The 23,223-nt window shown below is 36.1% G+C and carries 22 protein-coding genes and 1 other RNA gene; 10 read left to right on the forward strand and 13 right to left on the reverse strand.

The features are described 5' to 3' along the window. Window positions 1-73 precede the first annotated feature (73 nt). The 4 genes from HDE68_RS19250 (at window position 74) to HDE68_RS19265 (ending at window position 3,890) form a co-directional block, all read left to right on the forward strand. Window positions 74-631 carry a TetR/AcrR family transcriptional regulator gene (locus tag HDE68_RS19250; protein ID WP_183883864.1) on the forward strand — a complete coding sequence of 186 codons (558 nt, stop codon included), beginning with the start codon at window positions 74-76 and terminating at the stop codon, window positions 629-631. Window positions 632-697: 66 nt separating this feature from the next. After that, the gene (locus HDE68_RS19255; RefSeq protein WP_183883865.1) at window positions 698-1,621 is read left to right on the forward strand and encodes an alpha/beta fold hydrolase; all 924 of its coding nucleotides are present in this window, start codon (window positions 698-700) and stop codon (window positions 1,619-1,621) included. 179 nt (window positions 1,622-1,800) lie between these two features. Further along, on the forward strand, window positions 1,801-2,592 hold the full coding sequence (locus HDE68_RS19260; RefSeq protein WP_183883866.1) for a M12 family metallopeptidase: 792 nt from the start codon (window positions 1,801-1,803) through the stop codon (window positions 2,590-2,592). A gap of 212 nt (window positions 2,593-2,804) precedes the next feature. Then, a complete protein-coding gene (locus HDE68_RS19265; protein ID WP_183883867.1) occupies window positions 2,805-3,890 on the forward strand; it encodes an esterase-like activity of phytase family protein in 1,086 nt (361 codons plus the stop codon). Here the strand turns inward: HDE68_RS19265 and HDE68_RS19270 are convergent. Together HDE68_RS19270 and dinB are read right to left on the reverse strand one after the other, a co-directional pair. After that, entirely contained in the window at window positions 3,880-4,455 is a 576-nt protein-coding gene (locus tag HDE68_RS19270; protein ID WP_183883868.1) for a pentapeptide repeat-containing protein, read from the reverse strand. The two genes, HDE68_RS19265 and HDE68_RS19270, sit on opposite strands and share 11 nt — an antisense overlap. 19 nt (window positions 4,456-4,474) lie before the next feature. Continuing rightward, on the reverse strand, window positions 4,475-5,578 hold the full coding sequence (gene dinB / locus HDE68_RS19275; RefSeq protein ID WP_183883869.1) for a DNA polymerase IV: 1,104 nt from the start codon (window positions 5,576-5,578) through the stop codon (window positions 4,475-4,477). A 171-nt stretch (window positions 5,579-5,749) separates the two neighbouring features. Here dinB and HDE68_RS19280 point away from each other — a divergent pair, with 171 nt between their 5' ends. Together HDE68_RS19280 and HDE68_RS19285 are read left to right on the forward strand one after the other, a co-directional pair. Then, window positions 5,750-9,148 (forward strand): glycosyltransferase, encoded by a 3,399-nt coding sequence (locus HDE68_RS19280; RefSeq protein ID WP_183883870.1) that lies wholly within the window; start codon window positions 5,750-5,752, stop codon window positions 9,146-9,148. Window positions 9,149-9,202: 54 nt separating this feature from the next. Then, window positions 9,203-9,547, forward strand: coding sequence for a hypothetical protein (locus HDE68_RS19285; protein WP_183883871.1), 345 nt, complete (start codon window positions 9,203-9,205; stop codon window positions 9,545-9,547). Between the two features lie 60 nt (window positions 9,548-9,607). Here the strand turns inward: HDE68_RS19285 and HDE68_RS19290 are convergent, their stop codons facing one another. The 5 genes from HDE68_RS19290 to HDE68_RS19310 form a co-directional block, all read right to left on the reverse strand. Beyond that, on the reverse strand, window positions 9,608-10,798 hold the full coding sequence (locus tag HDE68_RS19290) for a metallophosphoesterase (protein WP_183883872.1): 1,191 nt from the start codon (window positions 10,796-10,798) through the stop codon (window positions 9,608-9,610). Window positions 10,799-10,873: 75 nt separating this feature from the next. Continuing rightward, window positions 10,874-13,294 (reverse strand): TonB-dependent receptor domain-containing protein, encoded by a 2,421-nt coding sequence (locus HDE68_RS19295; RefSeq protein ID WP_183883873.1) that lies wholly within the window; start codon window positions 13,292-13,294, stop codon window positions 10,874-10,876. Between the two features lie 65 nt (window positions 13,295-13,359). After that, a complete protein-coding gene (locus tag HDE68_RS19300) occupies window positions 13,360-14,640 on the reverse strand; it encodes a sensor histidine kinase (RefSeq protein WP_183883874.1) in 1,281 nt (426 codons plus the stop codon). After that, window positions 14,637-15,311 (reverse strand): response regulator transcription factor, encoded by a 675-nt coding sequence (locus HDE68_RS19305; RefSeq protein WP_183883875.1) that lies wholly within the window; start codon window positions 15,309-15,311, stop codon window positions 14,637-14,639. Before HDE68_RS19305 ends, HDE68_RS19300 begins: the two co-directional genes overlap by 4 nt. A 75-nt stretch (window positions 15,312-15,386) precedes the next feature. Beyond that, window positions 15,387-16,739 carry a hypothetical protein gene (locus HDE68_RS19310; RefSeq protein WP_183883876.1) on the reverse strand — a complete coding sequence of 451 codons (1,353 nt, stop codon included), beginning with the start codon at window positions 16,737-16,739 and terminating at the stop codon, window positions 15,387-15,389. A 162-nt stretch (window positions 16,740-16,901) separates the two neighbouring features. Between HDE68_RS19310 and HDE68_RS19315 the strand changes: the two genes are divergently transcribed. Continuing rightward, on the forward strand, window positions 16,902-17,261 hold the full coding sequence (locus tag HDE68_RS19315) for a hypothetical protein (protein WP_183883877.1): 360 nt from the start codon (window positions 16,902-16,904) through the stop codon (window positions 17,259-17,261). A gap of 90 nt (window positions 17,262-17,351) precedes the next feature. Here HDE68_RS19315 and HDE68_RS19320 read toward each other — a convergent pair whose 3' ends face one another. Both HDE68_RS19320 and HDE68_RS19325 read right to left on the reverse strand, forming a co-directional pair. Next, window positions 17,352-18,212 carry a DUF4240 domain-containing protein gene (locus tag HDE68_RS19320; protein WP_183883878.1) on the reverse strand — a complete coding sequence of 287 codons (861 nt, stop codon included), beginning with the start codon at window positions 18,210-18,212 and terminating at the stop codon, window positions 17,352-17,354. A gap of 32 nt (window positions 18,213-18,244) precedes the next feature. Then, a complete protein-coding gene (locus HDE68_RS19325) occupies window positions 18,245-18,721 on the reverse strand; it encodes a hypothetical protein (RefSeq protein WP_183883879.1) in 477 nt (158 codons plus the stop codon). Window positions 18,722-18,892: 171 nt separating this feature from the next. Here HDE68_RS19325 and HDE68_RS19330 point away from each other — a divergent pair, with 171 nt between their 5' ends. Continuing rightward, the gene (locus tag HDE68_RS19330) at window positions 18,893-19,786 is read left to right on the forward strand and encodes a hypothetical protein (RefSeq protein ID WP_183883880.1); all 894 of its coding nucleotides are present in this window, start codon (window positions 18,893-18,895) and stop codon (window positions 19,784-19,786) included. Here the strand turns inward: HDE68_RS19330 and HDE68_RS19335 are convergent. After that, window positions 19,764-20,129: a hypothetical protein gene (locus tag HDE68_RS19335; RefSeq protein WP_183883881.1), complete on the reverse strand. Its 366-nt coding sequence runs from the start codon at window positions 20,127-20,129 to the stop codon at window positions 19,764-19,766. The two genes, HDE68_RS19330 and HDE68_RS19335, sit on opposite strands and share 23 nt — an antisense overlap. 161 nt (window positions 20,130-20,290) lie before the next feature. Further along, a complete protein-coding gene (locus HDE68_RS19340; RefSeq protein ID WP_183883882.1) occupies window positions 20,291-20,671 on the reverse strand; it encodes a hypothetical protein in 381 nt (126 codons plus the stop codon). Between the two features lie 414 nt (window positions 20,672-21,085). Here HDE68_RS19340 and HDE68_RS19345 point away from each other — a divergent pair, with 414 nt between their 5' ends. Together HDE68_RS19345 and HDE68_RS19350 are read left to right on the forward strand one after the other, a co-directional pair. Then, a complete protein-coding gene (locus HDE68_RS19345; protein WP_183883883.1) occupies window positions 21,086-21,319 on the forward strand; it encodes a hypothetical protein in 234 nt (77 codons plus the stop codon). Between the two features lie 70 nt (window positions 21,320-21,389). Continuing rightward, window positions 21,390-21,887, forward strand: coding sequence for a D-glycero-alpha-D-manno-heptose-1,7-bisphosphate 7-phosphatase (locus HDE68_RS19350; RefSeq protein WP_183883884.1), 498 nt, complete (start codon window positions 21,390-21,392; stop codon window positions 21,885-21,887). An 81-nt stretch (window positions 21,888-21,968) separates the two neighbouring features. Here the strand turns inward: HDE68_RS19350 and fsa are convergent, their stop codons facing one another. Next, window positions 21,969-22,634, reverse strand: a complete 666-nt coding sequence (gene fsa, locus HDE68_RS19355) for a fructose-6-phosphate aldolase (protein ID WP_183883885.1) — start codon at window positions 22,632-22,634, stop codon at window positions 21,969-21,971. 100 nt (window positions 22,635-22,734) lie between these two features. Further along, an RNA gene (ffs, locus tag HDE68_RS19360) (signal recognition particle sRNA small type) lies at window positions 22,735-22,834 on the reverse strand. Between the last annotated feature and the right edge of the window lie 389 nt (window positions 22,835-23,223).

Here is a 23,223-nt window from a genome sequence, read left to right on the forward strand (position 1 = left end):
TTGTGATTTGTCATTTTTTGGCAATCATTAAAAATCAATTAGACTAGTCTGTCTAAAATAAATACTTTTGTTTATGAAATCATCAGCAGTAAAAGATAAAGTTTTGGAAACAGCTACTCGTTTATTTTATGGACAGGGTTACAATTTGACAGGAATAAACCAGGTAATCGATGAAGCTGGGGTAGCTCGTGGTTCATTATATTACAATTTTGAATCAAAAACAGATCTTTTATTGACTTATCTGGATAAGTGCAGCCGATTTTGGTTTGAAGAAATCGACAAATTTCTATTGCCAATAGAATCACCAAGAGAGAAATTATTGGGGCTTTTTGATTTTGAAGTGCTTTTTCAGGAGCGTTTAAATTTTGGGGGCTGTCCTTTTATTAAAATTACAAGCGAAGTAGGAAGTCAATATGAAAGCGTATCTGCCGAAGTAAAGCAGTTCAAGCTGACATTTAAACAATACATATCGGATCTGGTTAAAGATGCTCATATTCAGGGTTTTCTGTCTGATGAAGAACTGACTGATATGATATTCTTTCTTTTAGATGGAGTGGATGTCAGCAGCACTATATTCAGTAGTACCGAGCAAATACTTAAAGCAAGGAAAATAGTTAACAAGCTCCTCTAGCTTGTTCTTTCCGGGCAAAAAAAGACATTTTGTCTTTGTCATTTTAAAATATTAATCATTTTTCATATGGAACCGGTGAATACATCATCAATTAAAAACGAATCATTAGTAAATTCACTACCTGGCTTTTCGAGTAATTTTGTAGCTGTTAATGGAATTAATCTTCACTATGTGCGTGGTGGGGCTGGTCTTCCTCTTATCCTTTTACCAGGCTGGCCATTAACCTGGTGGTCTTATCATAAAATCATGCCTGTGCTGGCTGAATATTATGATGTAATTGTTGTAGACTACCGTGGTATGGGGAGTTCAGATAAACCAGTGGATGGGTATGACAAAAAAAACATGGCAAGTGACATTTCTGAACTTGTTAAGGAGTTAGGGCTTGGACCTGTTCATATCGCAGGGCACGATATCGGAGCAATGATTGCATTTAGTTTTGCTGCGAACCATCCTGATCAGACCGCTAAGTTGATCTTGTTGGATGCAAATCATCCGGAAGAAAGTATGTATCAGCTTACTCTTATTCCCCCTTATGGTGGTTTTGATGGAGAACGACTAAGTATAGACACACCTTATTTTTGGTGGTGGTCATTTTTTCAGGTCAAAGGTTTATCAGAACAACTCATGGAGGGACGTGCACATTTTATCTTTGAGTGGTTTTTTCAAAATTCGCTTGTGGATCAAAATAGTATCAGTTCATTTGATCGCTCCGTATATTTTTCAGCTTACCAGACTAAAGATGATATCAGGGCAGCGAATGCATGGTTCCAAAATTTTGCCAGGGATATTGAAGATCAGAAATCTTACGCTCCGCTTGAACTTCCAGTACTTGGAATAGCAGGTGCCTTTTATGACTGGATGGGAGCAGTACTGCCTGCTAAAGTTAAAAATCTCAAAATGGTAAAGGCAACTAAAACCGCACATTATCCTGCACAGGAAGAGCCTGAATTTACTGCTCAAACTATAATTGACTTTATAGCTACTAAATAAAAATATAATAATCACATATGTATAGAAAAAGGCAGCTTTTATAAGCTGCCTTTTTTGTTTTTCTTTAAAATATATCAACAATCAGTTCTCTCAATAAATTGACGGATTATTCAATATATATTTTTTAGTATAAATAATTTTCTTAAATTGCTGATACCTATACTATTAAATCTATTAATATGAAAAACAAATTCCTATGGATTAGCGCAGCAGCGCTTTTCTGCCTGACCAGCTGTAAGAAAAATGCTGAAAATCCAGCACCAGCTGACAACACTCAAAAAGTCCAGGAAACTGGCTTACACACAGATTTTACCTGCCAGATGAAGGTTCCTGTTCACAACGGCCCGGTCACTGAGGCGAACGGCCCGGCAAACCAGCTCTGGCCAAATGGAAGTACAATTAAGGTTCGTTTTATCGGAGGTTCAACCTATGTCCGCAGTAAAGTCAAACAATATGCTAAAACATGGGAAACTTCTGCAAACATTACTTTTTCGTTCGTAGCAGACAATGCAGCGGCTGATATTAAAATTGCATTTGCCAATGATGGTTCGTGGTCTTATGTAGGTAAGGAGTCTAAAAACTATTCACCTTCAATGAACTATGGCTGGTTTAATGACAGTACAAGTGATACTGAATTCAGGAGAACAGTGACGCATGAATTTGGTCATGCTTTAGGACTTAACCATGAACAGTCTCATCCTGATGCTAATATTCCATGGAATACTCAGGCTGTATATGACTACTATATGGGTCCTCCTAATAACTGGTCTAAAGCGGATGTTGATTTTAATGTATTGGCTGTAGAGTCAAGAACAGGTTTAAATTACACTGCTTATGATTCTTCTTCTATTATGCATTATCCTGTCGAAGCCCGTTTTACGACAAACAATAAAACTATTGCGGCTAATAACACAACTATTTCTGCGAAAGATGTTTTATATATGAAAACTTACTATCCTGGCAGAAGCTAATTGATGGCCTTATTATTTTTTTTTAAGCGGGTGTTTATTTAAATAAACACCCGCTTTTATTTTGTTCTCACCGTATATTTGTCCTGGTTTTCAGAGACGGAATAATGTCTGTGTTTAGATTTTATGATATGTTGAATCGATTTTTCTACTCTAAAATAGTTTTATTTTTTTTTGTAGCCTTATCCCTTGTAGGCTGCGCTATTTCTAGAAATATGACTGCTAAACAACAGCTATTACCGGCTTTTAGCAGTTTGAAGTATATAAATACTTATGTTCTCCCGCATAACCTGCAATATAAAGGGACTACTGTAGGAGGCTTATCTGCTATAGATTTCGATCCGGAAAGCAAGCTTTATTACATGATCTCTGACGATAGGTCTACGATAAATCCGGCCAGATTTTATACCGCTAAAATTACACTGTCGGCATCAGGAATTAGTGAAGTGACGATAAATGGAGTGAAAACACTGTATCAGAAAGACGGCTCAACTTATCCTAAATTAACTGTCAGTGCTACACGGACTACTGATCCTGAAGCTATGCGCTTTAATGGTGTAACTAAACAACTGATCTGGACAAGTGAAGGGGAGCGAATTTTAAAAAATGGTGATACCACATTGATTGATCCAACAATTAATATTATTTCTACCCAAGGAAAATATGTGGATTCGATTCCATTACCGGATAATCTTAGAATGCATACCATAGAAAGTGGTCCAAGAAGAAATGGTGTTTTAGAAGGGCTTACTTTTGCTGATGATTTTAAGAGTTTATATGTTAACCTTGAAGAACCATTATATCAGGATGGACCACGTGCAGAGTTTGTTAGAAATAAGGCATTTATCAGGATTTATAAATTTGATTTAAAGACTAAACTGAATACCGCTCAGTACGCTTATGAGCTAGAGCCGGTAGCTGTGCGGCCTGTTAAAGAAGGCGGGGAATATAACAATGGAATCCCGGATATACTTTGGTTAGGTAATAACCGGATGCTGATTACCGAACGCTCTTACTCGGCAGGTCACGACGGGGCTAATATTAAGGTTTTTTTGGCTGATCTACAGGATGCCACTAATGTTATCTATACAAAATCTTTAAAGGATAATCCTGCCAGTCATCCTGTGAAGAAGAAATTACTGTTAAATATGGATGACCTTGGTATCTATATTGATAATATTGAAGGTGCAACTTTAGGGCCTGTTTTGCCAAACGGGCATCAGACAGTAATATTTGTGGCGGATAATAATTTCTATAAAAGAGAACAAAGCCAGTTTATGCTGTTTGAAGTTATCCCTTAATTTCTATATCGTATTTATCCAAAAGCCCGGCTATACCGGCCATAGAGAATTTTGCTTTTTTTATCCTGTTTAATTCAGGGTCAATAGAATAATTATAGGCGGTTAGAAAGTCAGTTTTTTCAAGTATGGTATTTTCAAAAGTTGTTCTGAAAAGATCGCAATTGTCAAAAACAGAATTGCTTAAGTCAGTTTCTGTGAAGTCTGCCTGATGAATTTTAGCATCTTTGAAAGAAGTCTTTTTCAGTTTGGCCTGGTAAAAAGAGCAATGATCCAGTATGCAATTGTCGAATGAGACTGCAAAGCCAAATTCATTACAACTTTCAAAGGATAAGCCCAGCATTTTACTGTTCTTGAATTTAACTTCTCTTAAAGCAGTCTTTGTTAGTTTAGCTAAACTTAAGTTACAAGCTGAAAATTCGCATTCCAGAAACACAAATCCTGAAAGATCAGTATTTGAAAAATCGCAATTTTTGAAATTACAGTATTCATATTCTGCCTTTTTTAAAGGGTCTTTCGTGAAATCTATCTTGTCAAATGTTTCTTCTTCTATAATTGCATGTGCCATGGCGCAAATTAAAGAATTATTAAAATAATTCCATCTGATCAGGATCAACAAATTTGCCTGAAGAGATCTGAGTCCCAAAATTACTTAGCGTAATGCCAAGTAAACGAATTTTTCGCTCTTCTGTTCCGACTTTTAAAAGCAGTTCTTTGGCGGCTGTAACAATGGAAGCATAATCTGCTACCGGATTTGGAAAGGACTGGTTTCTTGTCAATTGTTTAAAATCATCAAATTTGATTTTAAGCGTCACTGTCTTTCCTTTTAACCTGCTTTTTTCTAGTCTCTCTGCCAATTTTTCTGCAATTTGCTCCAGTTCGGCAAACAATTCTTCTGTAGAGATCAGATCTTTTCCAAAGGTATCTTCAACACTGATGGACTTACTTGGGCGATGGGGCTGTACCGGACGCTCGTCTATACCTCTGACTATTTTATAATAGAATTTTCCAGTCTTACCGAATTTACGGATCAACTCCTGTTCAGACATTTTTTTAAGATCTGAGCCATTATAGAGTCCCATCTTCTTCATTTTATCGGCTGTTACCCTGCCTACACCAAAAAACTTTTCGACTGGTAGCTTTTCCATGAAAGCATTGATCTTTGAAGGCCCTATAAAAGTTAATCCATCAGGTTTATTCATATCTGAAGCGATCTTAGCTACAAACTTATTACTGGACACACCTGCAGAAGCAGATAGATTCAGCTCATTGCGGATAGCATCTTTAATTTGTTTGGCTATTTCAAGTGCAGAACCTATATTCAGTTTATCAGTGGTGACATCAAGATAAGCTTCGTCTAAAGAAAGGGGCTCTATCAGATCTGTATAACGCCCGAATATTTCTCTGATACTAACGGAAACGCTTTTATAAGCATCAAATCTTGGTCTTACAAATATAGCATGGGGGCAGAGCTGAATAGCTTTATGAGAAGACATAGCCGAATGTATACCAAATTCACGGGCTTCATAACTTGCTGTAGCTACTACACCACGGCCATCAGGAGAGCCGCCAACTACGATTGGTTTACCTCTGTACTCAGGAAAATCACGCTGTTCTACGGTTGCATAAAATGCATCCATATCTATGTGAATAATTTTTCGCTGAATGGTTTTTTCGGTATTAACTGACATCCTGATTTATGGTTATACAAATCTCCCCATTATCTCCGGTTTTTTTGTCAAATTCTCCTTATATTTGAACAATATTAAGATTTTTTTAATTATTGCTCTTTTAATATTTCCTGCTGCTTCAGGCAGAAAAGGCTATAGTTTAATCTTGAATGCTAATTATTTATTCCACAAATGCCCGAAAAACAGATTTTTCAGACCACAAAGAAAAGTAGATGGATTACTTTTCAATGGGTTACCAGAATGCTTTTTATAGTGTTCATTATTGCTTCCGCGTGCGTAGCCTATACGCTGCTTTCTAATCATTATCCAAATTTGCCCATTATCAATAGTACGGCTACTTTAAGCAAGAAACAGATTGAGGACATTAAAAAATCAAAAACATATTCAGATTTTAAAATTTCTAAAAAGAAATTGCTGCATATACAAGAACACCAGAAAATAAACCGGCTTAAACACCCGAATAATAAAGCCAGGATCAATGCCGGTTTTTATGTTAACTGGGATCCGCAATCGCTGACCGATTTAAAAGACAATATCAAACATCTTGATATGGTGGTTACGGAGTCCTTTTTTATTAAGAATGGTGCGGATACATTAATTGATCAGGTGAATGTAGAGGCGATGAAAGTGATCAATAAGCATAAAAAGGTAGCCATTGCTATGGTTTCGAACTTTAGTGTAGATCGTTTTGATGGTAATGCTATTCATAAGCTGTTGCAGAATAAGTCTTTACAGAACAGGTTTATTGATAACCTGATCAAATCTTTAAAGAAATACGGATTTCATGGCGTAAATATTGATTTTGAAGAGATCAAAGAGAAGTCTGATGCACCACTTGCTGCATTTCAGAAAAATCTGTATGAGAAACTCCATGCACAGAATATGATTGTTACGCAGGATATTTCTCCTGAAAATGATGATTATAACTTACCATTACTGGAGAAATATAATGACTATGTTTTCGTGATGGCTTATGATCAGCATAGTGAAAACAGTAATGCGGGTGATGTTTCTCACCAGCAATGGGTAGAAGAGCAACTGGATAAAATCTGTCAAAAGATATCTTCTGAAAAAGTTATCCTGGCACTGGCTTGTTATGGTTATGACTGGCCGGATAAAGACGTAGGTAAAAATGTAACCTATCAACAGGCCATTGCCAATGCAAACAGGTATGGTGGCAAGATCAAATACGATCCTGTTTCAGCAAATCTTAATTATAACTATACGGATGAATCGGGTTTACATCACCAGGTGTTTTTTACTGACGCAGCTACCAATTTTAACCTGATCAGAAAGGCTGACGACTGGGATGTTGCTGGTATAGCCATCTGGCGTATGGGAGCTGAAGATCCAAGATTATGGAGTTTCATTTCTAAGGATCTGAGTATTGATTCGGTAAGGAAAAGTGGAGTGGATTTAAAAAAGTTAACTCATATTGGCTTAAATGATAGAATTGATTACTCTGGTGAAGGTGAAGTGCTGGATTTAGTTTCTGTTCCTAAACAGGGTAAGATTGATGTTAAACTGGATACACAGAACTATGTGATTTCGAATCAGACTTATGTCGATCTGCCTACAAAATACAGTATCCGCAGATATGGACATGCAGAGAAGAAAATCGTATTGACATTTGATGACGGACCTGATCCTATTTATACCCCTCAGATCATTGATATTTTGCAGAGAGAAAAAGTTCCGGGTAGCTTTTTTGTTGTAGGAATCATGGCCGAGCAGAATATGGGGCTGTTGCTCAAAGAATTTAAACTTGGTTATGAGATTGGAAATCATACATTTTTCCATCCTGATATGTCAAAAGTAGGCCCTGAGCGTGTGAATTTTGAATTGAATGCAACCAGAAAATTAATTGAGGCAGTAACCGGACATAGTACGATTTTATTCCGTCCTCCATTTAATGCTGATGCTGAACCCTCTACTTCTGCAGAGATTTTGCCTGTAGCACAAAGCAGGGATCAGAATTATATCAATATCGGGGAGTCTATTGATCCGCAGGATTGGCAGCCTGGAATTAGTGCAGATGAAATTTTTAATGCTGTTGTTAAATATCAGAATAATGGAAATGTGCTTTTACTGCATGATGCTGGTGGTAACCGTTCGGCAACTGTAGAAGCTTTGCCAAGGATTATTAAATATTTTAAGGCTAAAGGATATGAGTTTGTAACGATAGGAAACCTGATTGGCAAGAAGAAAGATGAATTGATGCCTCCGGTAAAAGCGGGCCGCAATAGCTTTATTACTTCTGGAAATACACTGTTTCTGAATGTATTCTCTTATGGAACTTTAATTCTGAATTATGTATTTATCCTGGCGATCATCCTGGCGATGTTAAGGAGTATTTTTATTGCTATTCTGGCTGTTAAACAGAAAATAGCGACTAAAAAAGATGCTTTGTTATTACTGGAAAATCCTGACATGAAGGTGAGTATTATTATTCCTGCCTATAATGAGGAAGTGACTGTAGTACAAACTTTAAACAGTCTGTTAAAGACTACTTATAAGAATGCAGAATTCATTTTTGTGGATGATGGTTCTTCGGATCGTACGGTTGAATTGGTAAAAGAGCATTTCAGTCATATGCCAAATATCAAGATATATACTAAAGTAAATGGGGGTAAAGCTTCTGCTCTAAACTTTGGTATTGCGCATTCTGAAACTGATTTCGTGATCTGTATTGATGCAGATACGCAATTGAAAACGGATGCAATAACAGAATTGATGCGTTATTTCTATGACGATGAAATTGCAGCGGTAGCTGGTACAGTAAAAGTGGGTAACAAGATCAACCTGATTACAAACTGGCAGTCTATTGAGTATATTACAGCTCAGAATATGGACAGAAGAGCATTTGATATTTTGAATACTATTACTGTTGTGCCAGGGGCGATTGGAGCTTTCAGAAAACAGGTGATCCAGGAAGTAGGTGGTTTCACTACCGATACGCTGGCTGAAGACTGTGATTTGACTATGCGTATTCTGAGAGCTGGTTATACAGTTAGAAACTGTGATACTGCGATTGCTTATACAGAGGCTCCTGAAACGGTAAATATGTTATTGAAGCAGCGTCTGAGATGGAGTTTTGGAGTTATGCAGAGTTTCTGGAAAAATAGAAAAACGCTTTTAAATAAAAAGTATGGTTATTTTGGAATGGTGGGGATGCCTAATATCCTGATCTATCAGATTATACTTCCATTATTTTCGCCATTGGCAGATTTCTTTATGGTGCTGTCTATTATTACCGGACTGTTTTCTTTATCTTCTGTAAATTCACTTACGCTCGAAGGAATGGGTAGTTTGCTAAGTCTTAATAATGGATTCGGACAGGTTTTCTTTTTCTATTGTGTATTTATCCTGGTAGATTTATTCTTTGCCGGCATAGCATTCAGAATGGAGAAAGAGCCTTATAAAAAATTGCTTTATATTATCCCTCAGCGTTTTTACTGGAGACAGCTGATGTACCTGGTCTTATTCAGATCGGTACGTAAGGCATTGAAAGGCGAGTTAGAAGGATGGGGCGTTTTAAAACGTACAGGAAACGTAAAAGAGCAATCTTAATTAAAATTTATAGTAAAAAATACATTAATATATACAATACGAAAGAACAATAATATGACTAACGATAACGCAAAACCAATATTTGCAGATTTTAATGAATTCTATATCAAAGCTGTTGAGCCTTTAAAAGCTGCGAACCCTATCTTTGTAAGACTGGATGGAAAGACAAAAGGAGATACCCGTGTAATTTTTGCTTATTTCTTATATCAGGAGAAAAAATGGAAAGTTAATGCAGATACACATATCGACAGGTTAAAGATTGCTTTTGATCTTGGCGCCAAAGGAAATGATCCTTTCGTAATCAAAGCATTAAGAGATAACAATGGCGAGTACCTGGCTATCAAGGGTCAGCCTGTAAGAAACAGCAAATTGTATATTTACGCTGTTGAAGCTAAATAAGTTGAATAAAAAAGCGCCCCGTATTATTACGGGGCGCTTTTTTATGGAGTGATTTTATCTTTAATTAACTGTTTTCTTTAATTCTATAATGGTAATTTCTGGCCAGATCCCTATTCTTCCTGAGAAGCCCAGGAAGCCAAAACCTCTGTTAATATTCAGCACTCTTCCGTTTTCCTGCTTGATCCCTGCCCAGTGTGCATAGCGGTATTTAACCGGACTCCATTTAATACCAAACGCTTCCAGACCAAATTGCATACCGTGGGTATGGCCTGAAAGTGTAAGCTGCACTTTATTACCAAAGACTTTAACTTGTTCTTCCCAGTGGCTTGGATCGTGGGATAATAAGATTTTAAAGTCAGTACTGACAGTTCCTTCCAGAGATTTTTTCAGATCACCTCTTTCTCCAAAACCGAGTCCCCAGTTTTCTACTCCTGCAAGAATGATCTTTTGATCTTCTTTTTTAAGTTCAACATGGTTGTCTAAAAGTAACTGAAAACCTAAATCTTTATGGTAAGTTTTGAGTTGTTCCAGATTTTTAGCTTTCACACTATCAGATTCCCATTTGACATAATCACCGTAATCATGGTTCCCCAAAATAGAAAACTGACCATAAGGAGCTTTGATTTGTGAAAAATAACTGATCCAGGGTTTAATCTCTTCGGCTTTATTATTAACCAGGTCACCCGTAAATACGAATAAATCAGCTTTTTGCTGATTGATCAGAGTGATCCCTTTTTGTACAGCAGATGGATTATTGAAACTACCAGCATGGACATCAGAAATCTGTGCGAGTTTAAAACCGTCAAATTTATCGGGCAGATCATCAAAATAAAGAACATGGTTTATAACCTGATATTTGTATTTTCCGAAAATCATTCCATAAACAAAAAGTAAAATAGTAAGAAGGAACATCAGAAAGGATACTTCTACCCAATAGATATTTCTGCCTGTTCCGGTAAACAGTCCTGGTACATCACCTATAAACAGGAAAATTGATAAGACAACTTCAGCAGCAAAAAGAGTAAGCAGCAGATGGCTTGAAATCTTAAAAAACCAATCCATACCATGTGCATTCATTCTTCTGATGGCTATAAACAGTGATCCGATTGCAGCTATAATAAACAGGCAAAATGCAGGAGTGACGAAGCCGGAGTTACTTAAACTTAAAAATCCTGAGAGTACGTACCAGTTTAAAAGGAAAATAAAAATGGCAAAAAGTACAATGGGAAGGAGGTTGATTTTTCTTTTCATAATCTGCGATAAATATAAATAATTTCTAATCAACCAAATGTCATTAACTGAGCAGGTCAGCAAGAGCTGTGATGGTTAGAATTTGAAGCTATATCCGATTCTGAAAACCTGGGTTTCATAATAATCTGTACTGCGCATCCGAAACCCGTTACCTGTAATATCCCTTTGTATGTTTAATGTATTTAATAGATCTGTAGCGTTTAAAAATAGTTCTCCTGAACCTTTCTGTATAGTTTTTTTGATTCCCAGATCTACTGAATATCTTGCATTTACTCTGCCCTGAGGAATAAGATCTGGAGCCAGGTAGATTCCTGTCAGTTGGGCTTCAAATCCATTTGAAAGATGGAACATACTGTTTATCTTAAAATTCCCGGAAATTAGCTGTTCCCGATCTGAAGTATAGATTACTGGTACAGGATATTTATTTTCTATCTGGAAAGCATTAATTGTATTCTGATAAACGTTAGCATTGGCATTGACAGAAATCCACCCTGCAAGATCTTGTTTCACAATCAGTTCAATTCCTGAATTATAACTTCTCCCTGCATTCTGAAATACATTGTAAATTAGTGTACTGGCTGGTGCCTGTGTGGCTATACGGGTTATTGTTCCATCTGTAATCCGGTGATAAAATGCTGTATAAAAATAACCTTTGCCCCAGTTGTTTTTATAACCCAGTTCCAGGCTGCTGGTAAATTGTGGACGTAAAGCCGGGTTTCCAACCTTGATAACTTCTGGTTCGTCATATTTTGGAAAGATCCGGATATCTACTTCATTTGGCCTGTCTACACGTCTGTTATAAAATATAGAAATTTTATGCTGATCATTCAGCTTATAAGCTAAACGCAGGTTAGGAAATGGTCTGGCATAATCGTAACCTTCACTTTTATAGGTATTGTGGTTTGGATTTACTTTATAATCTACTTTTACATATTCAGCCCTTAATCCAGCTTCCAGCTCAAACTGATTGTTTTCATAAACGTAGTTCCCATAAATAGCGGGAATAGTCTCCCTATAATCTGCCCATCCACCAGCATTGATGTCGATTGGAGAGTTCAAACCGGGGAAGAACTGCATGTTTACAGGGATAGTTCTTCTGCGAAACTTCAGGCCGCCTTCAATCTTTCCATGTTTTAAAGGACGGACATAATCTACATTCAGATCCGCTACTTGTTCATCAGAAAGGAGCTTAAACGAATCTTCTCCGGTATAGGCAGGCATTATATTGGTGAAAAAGTACTTTTCATCTTCCCGGTGGAAAGTATAATTGAAACTGGCATTGACTGTATGACCAGGTTGTTTGAAGTTATGCTGATATATTGCTGAAGCCGAGGCTGTATACTTTACCTCATCTTCTAAAAATTGCCATAAACGGCTGCGAACTGATAAATCGTGATTGAAATACGGGATATCACCACGGTCAATAATTTTTTCCCTATTGAAAAGGCCTGTTACAGTAACAGTATTGTAGTCATCTATATTCCAATCCATACCTGTTTTGGCTGTTGCAAAGGTGGTAATGCGATTGCGTTTTACTTGTTGACGGATGATTTCTCCGGTATCATAAGTCCGTTCGGCAAATTCGTTTCTGTTTAACGTTTGGGTATATAACCAATCTCCCTGAAAGAAGGTGTTAATTTTGTTTTTACGATAATTCAAAGATAGGGAAGGATTGATTTTGGGTGTGTTTTGGTATTGCGGACGGATACCCGGCAGGTTTTCCTTTTTTTGCCATAATGCACCTAATCCACTGGTGAGTGTAGCTTTTCCATTAAATCCATCTTGTTTATTCTTTTTATAGATGATGTTTATAATTCCTGCATTGCCATTGGCATCAAATTTAGCAGAAGGATTATTAATGATTTCGATCTTTTCAATTGCTGATGCCGGAATATTGTCCAGGCCTGTCTGGCCTGCGAATCCTGTAATTGCGGTTTGCTTTCCATCTATAAGAATGGAAACTTTATCACTTCCTCTTAATTCCAGTTTACCATCCTGTGTAGTGGATACCCCAGGTAAATTCTTCATGACCTGTAGTACTGAACCGCCCTCCTGACTGATATTATCAGCAACAGAAAAGGTCTTTTTATCCATTTTATTTCCAATTCCGCTGGTTTGCTGACCTGAAATTTTAATTTCGTTCAGGTTATTTGCATCTTCTTCCAGTTCTATATGGCCAAGGTCAAGAAAAGTGGTTAAGCTGCCAACCAATACAGGCAAGTGTTTGGTTTTATAACCTATATATGAAATAGCAAGGAGATGATTTCCACTGTTGATATCTGTCAGGCTAAACCGGCCGTTTCCATCACTTACTGTTCCGGCAATAAAGGCGCCCTCTCTGCTGGTTTTAAGCTGGACGTTTCCAAAAGGAATAGTTGTCTTTGTTTTTGAATCTTTGATTGTTCCTGATAAGGTTACTTTATTGGTTTGTTGCGCCCATCCCCAGAAGGGTAAAAAAAGAAATAAGATTAAAATGTGTTTGATTCTTTGCATCATATCAAAATTTGTGTGTAATTTTTGATGACAAAGTTTCTTTATGAATTGGGAGAAATATTGGATTTTCAGAAGCTGATTATAAAAATATGCTGTTTATTTATAAAGTTATAATTAACCTGCCATTGATAAAGGTCGCAGATCTGTTTGATAATGGCCAGCCCTAATCCGCTGCCAGGGTTAATTGCCGAGGTCGTGCTGAACCGTCTGAACAGCTTGTGTTCCGCTAAGCTATTAGTTCCTGTGTTTATTATTCTAAGCTGATTTGTGGTCAATTCTATACTGATGCTGCCGTGAGGTATATTATGTTTGATTGCATTAATCAGAAGGTTATTTATCAGCACCTCTATTAGCACAGTATTGGTCTGCAGTGATACGTCTGGCTGGATTTTTTTTTCTAATGTTAATTGCTTTCCTTCTAAGTGCTCTGTTAAAATGTCTGTCAGATCTGTCAATAGAAGGGACAAATTTATAGTTTCACCAACTGCAAACTGTCGATTTTCAATCCGGGCAAGTAGTAAAAGGTTCTTATTGATACGCGAGACCCGTGTGAGCGCTGTATTTGCACTTTCTATGATGGTGTATTGTTCATCTGTCAGTGCCGGATGTTGAAATAATAAGTCCATTTTTGACTGAATTATAGCCAGTGGAGTCTGTAATTCGTGGGAGACATTTTCTGTAAATTCTTTTTGCTGTTTGTATACGTTTACATTCCTTATTAATAGTTTACCAAGGCTGTCATTCAGCTCATTGAATTCCTGGATATTGCTGTTTTCAAAAGAGATTCCCTCATCACTATTGAGCTTGAATTTTTTGATAGTGTTTAAGGTCACATAAAAGGGCTGCCAGATACTTGCTGATAATCTTCTTATTAAAAAAATAAATCCACCAAGGAGTAGCAGAAAGAAGAAAATAGCTGTTAATGAAATGGCCGTTACCGTTTCATCCGTTTCTTCCATATTGGTTTCTATAAGCAGACGGTAGTATTTATGATTAATCCGGACGCTGGTTGAAAGACTTCGGAACTGCTCTGTGTCTTGCAGGAAATGATCAAAACGGGTGCTGGTATAAATGCTGTCTTTAATTACCGTATCTGTTGGATGGGAGGTCAGTATAAATCCGGGTTCTATCTCGTTCCATATATTGATAGTTTGTTCTATGGTACTATCTGGCAGGTTTAGCTTTGAAAGTCTTGATTCTATCTTATCACGAAGAGCATATTGATGTTTATCGAGTTCGTTTATCCAGATCCGGTCCACAATGAAATAATATGCCGGAATACTTAACAGAAGTACAATTAATGCGTAAATGGCAAGAGGCCGCAGGGTTTTATCAAGTAATCGCTTCATATTTCCCATTTATATCCTGTACCATAAACCGATTTTAAATAGTTGCCACAACCTGCATCGTTCAATTTCTTTTTCAGGTTTTTAATATGTGAGTAAATAAAATCATGGCTATCCAGCATGTCTGCAATATCTCCTGAAAGATGTTCTGCAATGGCATTTTTAGAAATAACCCGGTTTTGATTCCCTATGAAATACAGCAGTAAGGCATATTCTTTCTTTGTCAGAATAACGGGTACGTCATTTATCCGCACTGTTTTAGCAAGAATGTTAATGTGTAATTCTTTTTGTTGTACAAGGTTAGCATTGGTAAACTGCTTTCTGCGGATAACTGAAAATACTCTTGCTCCTAATTCTGAAAGATGAAATGGCTTGGCCAAATAGTCATCTGCTCCAATTTGAAGCCCTTTTATTTTATCATCTAAGGAGTCTTTAGCTGAAATGATAATTACCCCGTCTTGTTTATTTTGCCTTTTTAATTCTTCCAGAACTTCCATACCATCACCGCCAGGCAACATCAGGTCAAGTAAAATACAGTTGTATTCATACAAACTGATTTTATCCATTGCCTGATTGAAGTTTGCAGCAAGTTCACAGATATAATTTTCTCCTGAAAGATAAGTTGATATACTTACCGCAAGTTCTATCTCATCCTCTATGATCAGTATCTTCATTTGACGAATATACTATTGTAATTCTGGATTCTTTTTGGATATGGTACTGATGAGCTAACCTAATTTGAGATAAAATCAGGAAAGACGGTCAATTTTCTTTTGAAATTTTTCTACATATTTATTCCATGCAGTCTGATGTTCTTCATTGTCATATAATCTTTTGGCATACAGATATACTTCTTCCCGGAAGTGAAAACCCCATATTTCTTCTATGAACCTGATCCCTGAATCTAATGCTTTGGTAAGGACAGTGATTTTAGAGACATTAGCAATTTCACAATATTTATCCAGCCATAATCCCCGGCCTAGTTTTACATAATCTATTAGTAATTCTTCTGTTATAAATTGGGAAGGTACGTCTGACATTTCCGATTCATTATAATGAATTACTTCTTTAATCAGTGTTTTGTCCAGATAAGCAGGGGGAATGGACGAAATATTTGTCTGGTTTCTGGCAGCCAGATAACATAGTTCCCTGGTCATGAGGTGTTCAGGTATATATTTAAGATTCGTTCCTTTTTTCTGTATTTCCTGTTCACATACAGCCTGGGTTATAAACCTTTCGGGGAAATGAGGAAAACAAAAAGCACCGTATTTTTCACAGGCTTTTTTAAAGAATTGTTGTGTTTTAAATTCTTCTGGAATGCGGTTTAAATTATTCCAGTACTTGTATATTTTCTTTAACCAATAGGCTTCGTCTTTCCGGGGTAATTGCGTGGCTTTTGATAATACATATTCACCATCGTTCAAATCAAATATTAAATCTTCAAAAGCAGGGGTAGGGTTGTCTAAAAGTTTAGTGAGATTTGGAGAACACAGCCAGTCTTCACCTGTTTCGGCGTCTTCGTAACAGGCATTTTCAGGAGGATATTCACCTGTTCGATCATTATAATAAAACAGACTGGTGTTATAATTGCCAATTTCTGTATAATGATCACTGATAATCAGTACCGGAGAAGTAACCAGTCCATCGCACTTAAAATATCCATGATTATAATGGCTGATTAAGACTTCTTGTGTGATGATATCTCCTTGAGCATAGATCACTGACCCGCCTGCTACGAAACTCTGACAGGTTATCGATCCTGCTACATATAAAAATGCACCATAATCTCCTTCTTCATTGATAATAGAGCCTTTTACGGAGAGATTGCCTAAGACGATGATTCCTTCGATACGGTCATCTGTCTGCTGAATTTGTAAACCCTGAAATTGTTTAATCCATTGTTTATCATTACTGGTCCAGCCCAGATCAATGTCGAGTCTTAGGTGATCTTGAAAATAAGCATCGCCATGGCAGATAAGAAAAATAGATTCATCCTCAAATTCTTCATTCTGATAAGGAAAAATAGTCTCCCAGGATTTGGCAAAACTATCAATAGATAAAAGTTCTTTGAATGTTGTAAAGCAGAAATTCTTCATTTTCATCTTCCAGATTTTGAATTACCTGGTTTTAAATTTTGTATAAACAATAGTAATCATAGAAAAGCATGCAGGATGCAATTGCGATGAAGATAAGTTAAATGGGTAAATATTTATGTAATTGGTTGTTTAATGTTCGTAAATTAGCTTATAACTAATCTTCACGTGATGAAAATACAAATTAAATGGATTAAAGATCCTGAAGAGCATGATTATCCGGCAGCAACCTCTTATTTAAGTTTAATCTATGCAGACCCGGAGAAATATGTCAAACCTTTAAAAGCTGCTCCAATTACAGAATTTAAAGCTAAAGATATTTTTAGAGCCGCTATGCTTACCCGGTTAACGAAAGATAACTCGCATGTCGCAGAAAATATTGTTAAGATAAAAAAGGGTGTCAGACTATCTCCGATTTTATTGGTAAGAGATTCTCCGAATGGCAAAGTGATTATTGCAGATGGTTATCATCGAATGTGTGCTGTATATACATTCAATGAAGATGCAGTTATTCCTTGTAAAATTGTTTAATTGATCTGTTGTTCATGCGATCAGGAAGATATTTTAAACTAGAAGTCTTTCTGATATTGTTGTAATGAACAACAGATTATTGTCTGGATTTTATTGGTTAGTGCGGATGGAAACTATTTCTTCAACCAGCTTGGGATATCGTTTCTGGAATCCTTGTCCTTGTTCTATGTCCCTGTTCATTTCTTCCGGATCATCGTAATGAATTGTATCCGGATATAATTCAGATACTGCATCACGGATAACATCTTCCTGGTCTTCATGATTGATACTATAAGCCTCATCTGCTACATACAGAAGACCCTCTGCCCAGCAATTACCAATATTAAAATCAATATCAGGTGATAAAAATGTATTGATGTCAGTTTTTAGTCCTTCGAAAAAATCTTTTCCTTTTAACAGCAACCAGCATCTGAAGTAAATAAACCCATCACCAGAGAGTGATTCGTCAAACGTAATTACACCGTTTTCATTTTTAAAATCATTTTCTAAAATAATATTGAGTTCAGCAATTTCTGCTTTATAAAGTTCGTGAAGCTTTTCCTGTAAGCATTTTTCAAACAGAATAAGTCTTTGTTTGCCGCTTTTTGATAGTAATTCTGTTAGGCTTTCTATATGTTCATCCGCATCGTATTCCTGCCAGTTTGCGTTTCTGTATTTGTTTGATTTTTTAATAGACTCCCAAAAAAATATATCTGCCGTTTCGTCTTCTGAAAGTTCTGCCTTATCAGGAATGTCATCGTCTTTGCCCAGTTCGATATAGCCTGATTTAGTCTTCTGATGAATCAGCTTGTGTGTTTCCAGATCACATTCAGCGTCTGAACTAAATTCTTTAACAAGTTCACGGCCTTTTGTTCCAACTTTCCCAAAAGCTATAGTCTGAATCTTGTTTTCTACAGTTATATTCCAAAATTTATTAGAAGTGCTGTCCTGATTTATAAATCTTCTTGTCATAGCTTGTCAAATAGGTTTCTTATCAAAAATGTTTATTTCTTCTTTTTAAATTCTTTCCATTGTTCAAAACGCTCATCGATCCGCACTTTTAGCAGATCATAATTACTCCAGGAGTTTCCGATTCTGTAAAGAGCGTCCTGATCAAGGAGGTTATTGACTACTCTTATATTGAGTAACTGAGCGTAATCGCCTACATAATCTTTGTAGGCTTTTGCAAATTTTGTTCCGTCTTCATAATATGCTTTTGCGAATTCATTTCCAATCTTACTCAGGTCATTACTGGTGAGTTTTCCGTCACAGTTATGCATCAGATATTCGCTTCCGGTCAGTGTTCTGTTTTTTACACTTTTAATGTCTTCTTCGCCATCTTTTATCTGTTCTTGAGAGAGTAAGCCATTCTCTATAAACCAGGTTAAGAATATTCCAATATGTGTGGCGCCGTTTATTTTAGGTAAATCGGGAGGGAAATCACCCTCATAATGCCAGGAAGCATCATCGTATTTCTTCATAATTCTAATTATATTTGCGTTTTATGATATTGCTAATATATAAAAATTAAGATATTTCCTGTTTTATAAAATCTATGAAAATGCTGCAAAACAAGTGATGTATCCTGATTTTGAATTAATGAATCCAGTTATTTCCCCTTTGCGGTTATTTAATCTTAAAGGAGTGAAAAAATGAAAATAATAAGTATGAATATTTTTAAAGTAATAACCATGATGCTCACTATAAGCTGTGGTGGGGCTATTGCACAAGTGAAAAATGATATGCCATCAAAAAATGTAGAAAAAGCAATGATGTATCTTGCTTTTGATCTGGCAACTAAAGATCGTTATGTATTTCCAATTCAATTCTTTAAGCTTAAAAATGTAAAAAAAATTGTATCAGATAATCCTAAAGATCCAGACAATGAATTTAGTTTAGAATTCAATACTAAAGGACAGTGGATTAGTCTGGAAACTAAAGGTGACAATCTGCGGGTTAAATATATGAATGATGCTCCGGCTGGTTTTACAAATAATCACGGTAAGATGCTTGATTTTTATTATTCGGGGGATACTGCAGTTGTTAAGATTGAACATAAGATATGGCAATACAGACTTGTTGGACAAATGTTTTTAGACACGGAATCTTATCCCTGTGAAAAAGGCATTGGTTCGATATTTCATCCATCAGAAACAAGCTTTAACCATAAGAAAATTAGAAAAACAGATAAGCATCAGCAGATCATTTCTGAACCGGCCGATCTAAAAGAAAGTGACTATCTGCCCAGGTTAATTACAACTTATAGTCATACAAGCTGGAATTTACCGCTGTCAATTGATGAAGATGACTATGCTTATAAAGATAGAAACGATATTGGAAATGTTAAGAGAACAAAATACTTTTATGATACAGAAGGGAATCTGGTTATGGATGTATCTGAAAATGGTTTTACTACCAACCATGTTTTTAAAATGAAAAACGGATTACCTGTTACGCTGACAACAAGGTGGAAGGGGAGACAAATGAAAGGGACTGCTGAGGAAAAACCAGAAATCACTAATTTCAGCTATACGTTTTTTCGGTAATTGACCCGATTATAATCTTTATAAGTTCTTTAGCGTTAGCATAAACCATAAAATGTCCGCCATCATTAATTATTATATCGGGCGTCGTGGTGTATTTAATAGGGAGTACATGGTCTGCCGTACCATGAATATGAATCAGATTGATTGGGCGCTCTGTATTTCTCCATTCCAGAATACAGGTCAAAGCCCATTTCATAAAATAGGGGTCACTGTCTATAACCAGTTGCTTTAATAAAGTGATCTCATCAGAGGTTTTAGCACCAAGAAATTTCAAGCCTAAGTGATTACCTTTTTTCAAAAGATTAACTGGCAGCAATTTTTGCAGTCTTAGGCTCCCGGCCATTCTGTAATTTTTAAAAGCTCGCCGATCGGCGCCTAAGCCGCTAATGAAGTATATCTTTTTGCACATACTGAGCAATCTTGACTATAAAAAATAAAAAGGCCTTCGGGATTGAAAATGAGTAAATAGCAAGGTATCTGCCTTATTATTTACTCATGAATAGATTACATCCATTTAGAGGCAAAGCGATAAAACCCATGTCTCAGTTCGTTGAAAAGTTTTTCTTCAGTAAGATAGTCTTCATGTAAATTGTGATTATCTGATAAAGTGATTTTCTCTACTGAGCCACCGGATTCACTGATCTGATCTTTGATATTGCTGTTATTCTCATGAATGCTGCTTCTTAAATCATCGATAGCAGTCTTATGTATAATAAATTCGTTTTGAAAATGCTCAACTTGCTCAGCTACCTCTTTATTGGTATTGTCAGCAAGGATCTCTTCCAGGCGTTCCTGAAGAATTACAAGTTCCTGAGCGTAAAAATCAAGGCCCCTTAAGGAGTCGCTATGTAAATTCGTGATGTGTTTAATACTTAGCTGTTTCATAGATCTAATGTATCTATAATTTCAGTTACGATTTGTTAATTCAAAATAATCTTTCTTAAGCTGATTTGTCGCTGACAATCAGCTGGCTGGAGAAACGAAAAGCCCGGCTATATCTTTGCCGGGCTCTTACTATTGGGTGTGTTGTGCATTCTGGTTAGAAAATAAAGAAATCTTTAATCTTTATTTATATACCTATGACTATACTGCTTTCTGAAGGTTTAATCAGTTATCAAAATAAATTACAGCGTAATTAAATGATTTGTTCTTTATGAAAGACATAATGTCGGCAACATGTGTATGTTAATGATTAACAATTCTTTGTATGAATATGTGTTTATAGTTGTTAACTATAAGGTGAACAAAAGTAAGGTAAATTTAATTTGTTTTCTAGAAAATCGTTAATTACATTTGGGTATGGATATATTTAACAGAGAAAAATACGATTTGGTATTTAGTAGTGGTTTAATAGCCAATAATGCAGTAAAAGACACTGAATCCCGTACTGTAATTAATAAATACAGCGCATTTTGTGAAAAATTAATCATAGAAAATCCAGCTACCAAAGTGGATGATCTTTGCGATTCTGCAATAACAGGGTTCCGTTATCTTAAGAAATATGGAGAAATACCTGTTGTAAATACATTATAATTTTAAAATTGGTTAAAATCATCACGGGTTTTTCATTTATATTTTGATCTTTGGCAGCAAATCAAAAATAATGAATAAAGCAATTTTTTTAGACCGTGATGGAGTCCTTAACCATGAGATGAATGATTACATCTGCAGAGTAGAAGATTTTGAAGTGCTGGAATATCAGATTCCTCCTTTAAAAAGATTATTTGATGAAGGATATCTCCTGGTAGTTATCACTAATCAGGGTGGAATTGCATTAAAGCGTTATACTGAAGACACGCTGGCTGATATGCATGAAATCCTTTTCAATAAATTCGAAGAGCAAGGTGCTGAAATTATTCATGCTTATTATTGCCCGCATCATCCAACGGTAGATGGGGAGTGTGAATGCCGCAAGCCTAAATCTGGTATGTTGCTTGAAGCGATCGCTGAATATAATATAGATCCTGCATTATCAGTAATGATAGGTGATAAACCGAGGGATGTGGAAGCTGCTAATGGAGCAGGAGTGAAGGGTATTTTAATCGCGCCTGACGAACAAATAGATTATAACAAAGTAAAAGCTGTTCTGGAAGGAAATTAAGCTTTCTGATAAATAAAAAATTCCGTTTCAATTGAAACGGAATTTTTATTTTCTAACCTTTTATATTTTGAAAAGCTAAATTTAAGCCTGAGCTTCAGCTGCTTTTTTATGATCAGCAAGGAATGTAGCTAATCCGTTGTCTGTTAATGGGTGTTTTAATAAACCTAAAATAGCAGATAATGGGCCAGTCATTACATCTGCACCTAATTTAGCACAGTTGATAATGTGTAATGGTCCGCGGATAGAAGCTGCAAGAATTTCAGTTTCATAACCGTAGTTATCAAATATTAAACGAATATCTTCGATTAATTGTAAACCATCAGTACCTATGTCGTCTAAACGGCCAAGGAAAGGAGATACATAAGTAGCACCTGCTTTAGCAGCTAATAAAGCTTGTCCTGAAGAGAAGATCAATGTACAGTTCGTTCTGATCCCTTTTGAAGAGAAATATTTGATAGCTTTAACACCATCTTTAATCATTGGAACTTTTACTACGATCTTTGGATCAAGTTTAGCTAAGGCTTCACCTTCTTTAATAATGTTCTCAAAATCTGTAGAGATAACTTCAGCACTTACATCTCCGTCAACGATAGCACAAATTGCTTTGTAATGATCGATAACTTTTTGATCGCCTGAAATACCTTCTTTAGCCATAAGGCTCGGATTGGTCGTTACACCATCTAATACACCAAGATCTTGTGCTTCTTTGATTTGCTCAAGATTAGCTGTGTCAATGAAAAATTTCATGATTATATGATTTAAGGAAAAATAAACTCTGGATAAATTCAGGGTGTGCCCTGGTCGGAAGATTGTGCAATGAAATCATAGTCAATCTGAAAAAATAAAAAATGGGCAAGCAACCTTTATCGCACCGCTACAACCTTCTACCCTTGCTTCGTTCCCGCCCTGGGGGAGTTCAAAGGGAGCTGATCGTAAAGGACTTGCCCACTGCAAATGTAGCAAAAGAGTTCAGTCTACAAAAACGAAATCAAGAAATAATTCATGTTTTTTATTGAAAATTTGATAATAGATTGAAATTTAGCGGATTGTAGTTGAATAAAAATTTGATTTTTCTTTATATTTAGTGGAATAAGCTTGAAAATTGGGCTCAGTAGTATAATTTCGGCTCTTTTTTAGGCCCGAAAAAGGAGAGGAAAAGAAATTTTCGAATAAAATCTGCTGATAATTGTTGCAAATTCATTTGCTAATGCAAAATAATTCTAAATAATATGATTATTAAATTCGTAATAATTATATGGTTTTATTGTTAAGTTCGTAAACTAACATGCTTGCAATTATGCTGTTATTTATTTTTCGCAAAAAAAATATCAAAATG

Origin of the sequence: Pedobacter cryoconitis (genome assembly GCF_014200605.1) — a bacterium.
GTDB lineage: Bacteria > Bacteroidota > Bacteroidia > Sphingobacteriales > Sphingobacteriaceae > Pedobacter > Pedobacter cryoconitis_B.

What these genes read in the sequence shown, in the direction of transcription:
- HDE68_RS19280 (WP_183883870.1), top strand. Translation starts at nt 5,750, where the DNA reads ATGCCCGAAAAACAGATTTTTCAGACCACAAAGAAAAGTAGATGGATT.
- HDE68_RS19255 (WP_183883865.1), top strand. Translation starts at nt 698, where the DNA reads ATGGAACCGGTGAATACATCATCAATTAAAAACGAATCATTAGTAAAT.
- HDE68_RS19305 (WP_183883875.1), bottom strand. Translation starts at nt 15,311, where the DNA reads ATGAAGATACTGATCATAGAGGATGAGATAGAACTTGCGGTAAGTATA.
- HDE68_RS19285 (WP_183883871.1), top strand. Translation starts at nt 9,203, where the DNA reads ATGACTAACGATAACGCAAAACCAATATTTGCAGATTTTAATGAATTC.
- dinB (WP_183883869.1), bottom strand. Translation starts at nt 5,578, where the DNA reads ATGTCAGTTAATACCGAAAAAACCATTCAGCGAAAAATTATTCACATA.
- HDE68_RS19320 (WP_183883878.1), bottom strand. Translation starts at nt 18,212, where the DNA reads ATGACAAGAAGATTTATAAATCAGGACAGCACTTCTAATAAATTTTGG.
- HDE68_RS19335 (WP_183883881.1), bottom strand. Translation starts at nt 20,129, where the DNA reads ATGGCCGGGAGCCTAAGACTGCAAAAATTGCTGCCAGTTAATCTTTTG.
- HDE68_RS19315 (WP_183883877.1), top strand. Translation starts at nt 16,902, where the DNA reads ATGAAAATACAAATTAAATGGATTAAAGATCCTGAAGAGCATGATTAT.
- HDE68_RS19310 (WP_183883876.1), bottom strand. Translation starts at nt 16,739, where the DNA reads ATGAAAATGAAGAATTTCTGCTTTACAACATTCAAAGAACTTTTATCT.
- HDE68_RS19350 (WP_183883884.1), top strand. Translation starts at nt 21,390, where the DNA reads ATGAATAAAGCAATTTTTTTAGACCGTGATGGAGTCCTTAACCATGAG.
- HDE68_RS19295 (WP_183883873.1), bottom strand. Translation starts at nt 13,294, where the DNA reads ATGATGCAAAGAATCAAACACATTTTAATCTTATTTCTTTTTTTACCC.
- fsa (WP_183883885.1), bottom strand. Translation starts at nt 22,634, where the DNA reads ATGAAATTTTTCATTGACACAGCTAATCTTGAGCAAATCAAAGAAGCA.
- HDE68_RS19325 (WP_183883879.1), bottom strand. Translation starts at nt 18,721, where the DNA reads ATGAAGAAATACGATGATGCTTCCTGGCATTATGAGGGTGATTTCCCT.
- HDE68_RS19330 (WP_183883880.1), top strand. Translation starts at nt 18,893, where the DNA reads ATGAAAATAATAAGTATGAATATTTTTAAAGTAATAACCATGATGCTC.
- HDE68_RS19265 (WP_183883867.1), top strand. Translation starts at nt 2,805, where the DNA reads ATGACTGCTAAACAACAGCTATTACCGGCTTTTAGCAGTTTGAAGTAT.
- HDE68_RS19250 (WP_183883864.1), top strand. Translation starts at nt 74, where the DNA reads ATGAAATCATCAGCAGTAAAAGATAAAGTTTTGGAAACAGCTACTCGT.
- HDE68_RS19260 (WP_183883866.1), top strand. Translation starts at nt 1,801, where the DNA reads ATGAAAAACAAATTCCTATGGATTAGCGCAGCAGCGCTTTTCTGCCTG.
- HDE68_RS19290 (WP_183883872.1), bottom strand. Translation starts at nt 10,798, where the DNA reads ATGAAAAGAAAAATCAACCTCCTTCCCATTGTACTTTTTGCCATTTTT.
- HDE68_RS19345 (WP_183883883.1), top strand. Translation starts at nt 21,086, where the DNA reads ATGGATATATTTAACAGAGAAAAATACGATTTGGTATTTAGTAGTGGT.
- HDE68_RS19270 (WP_183883868.1), bottom strand. Translation starts at nt 4,455, where the DNA reads ATGGCACATGCAATTATAGAAGAAGAAACATTTGACAAGATAGATTTC.
- HDE68_RS19300 (WP_183883874.1), bottom strand. Translation starts at nt 14,640, where the DNA reads ATGAAGCGATTACTTGATAAAACCCTGCGGCCTCTTGCCATTTACGCA.
- HDE68_RS19340 (WP_183883882.1), bottom strand. Translation starts at nt 20,671, where the DNA reads ATGAAACAGCTAAGTATTAAACACATCACGAATTTACATAGCGACTCC.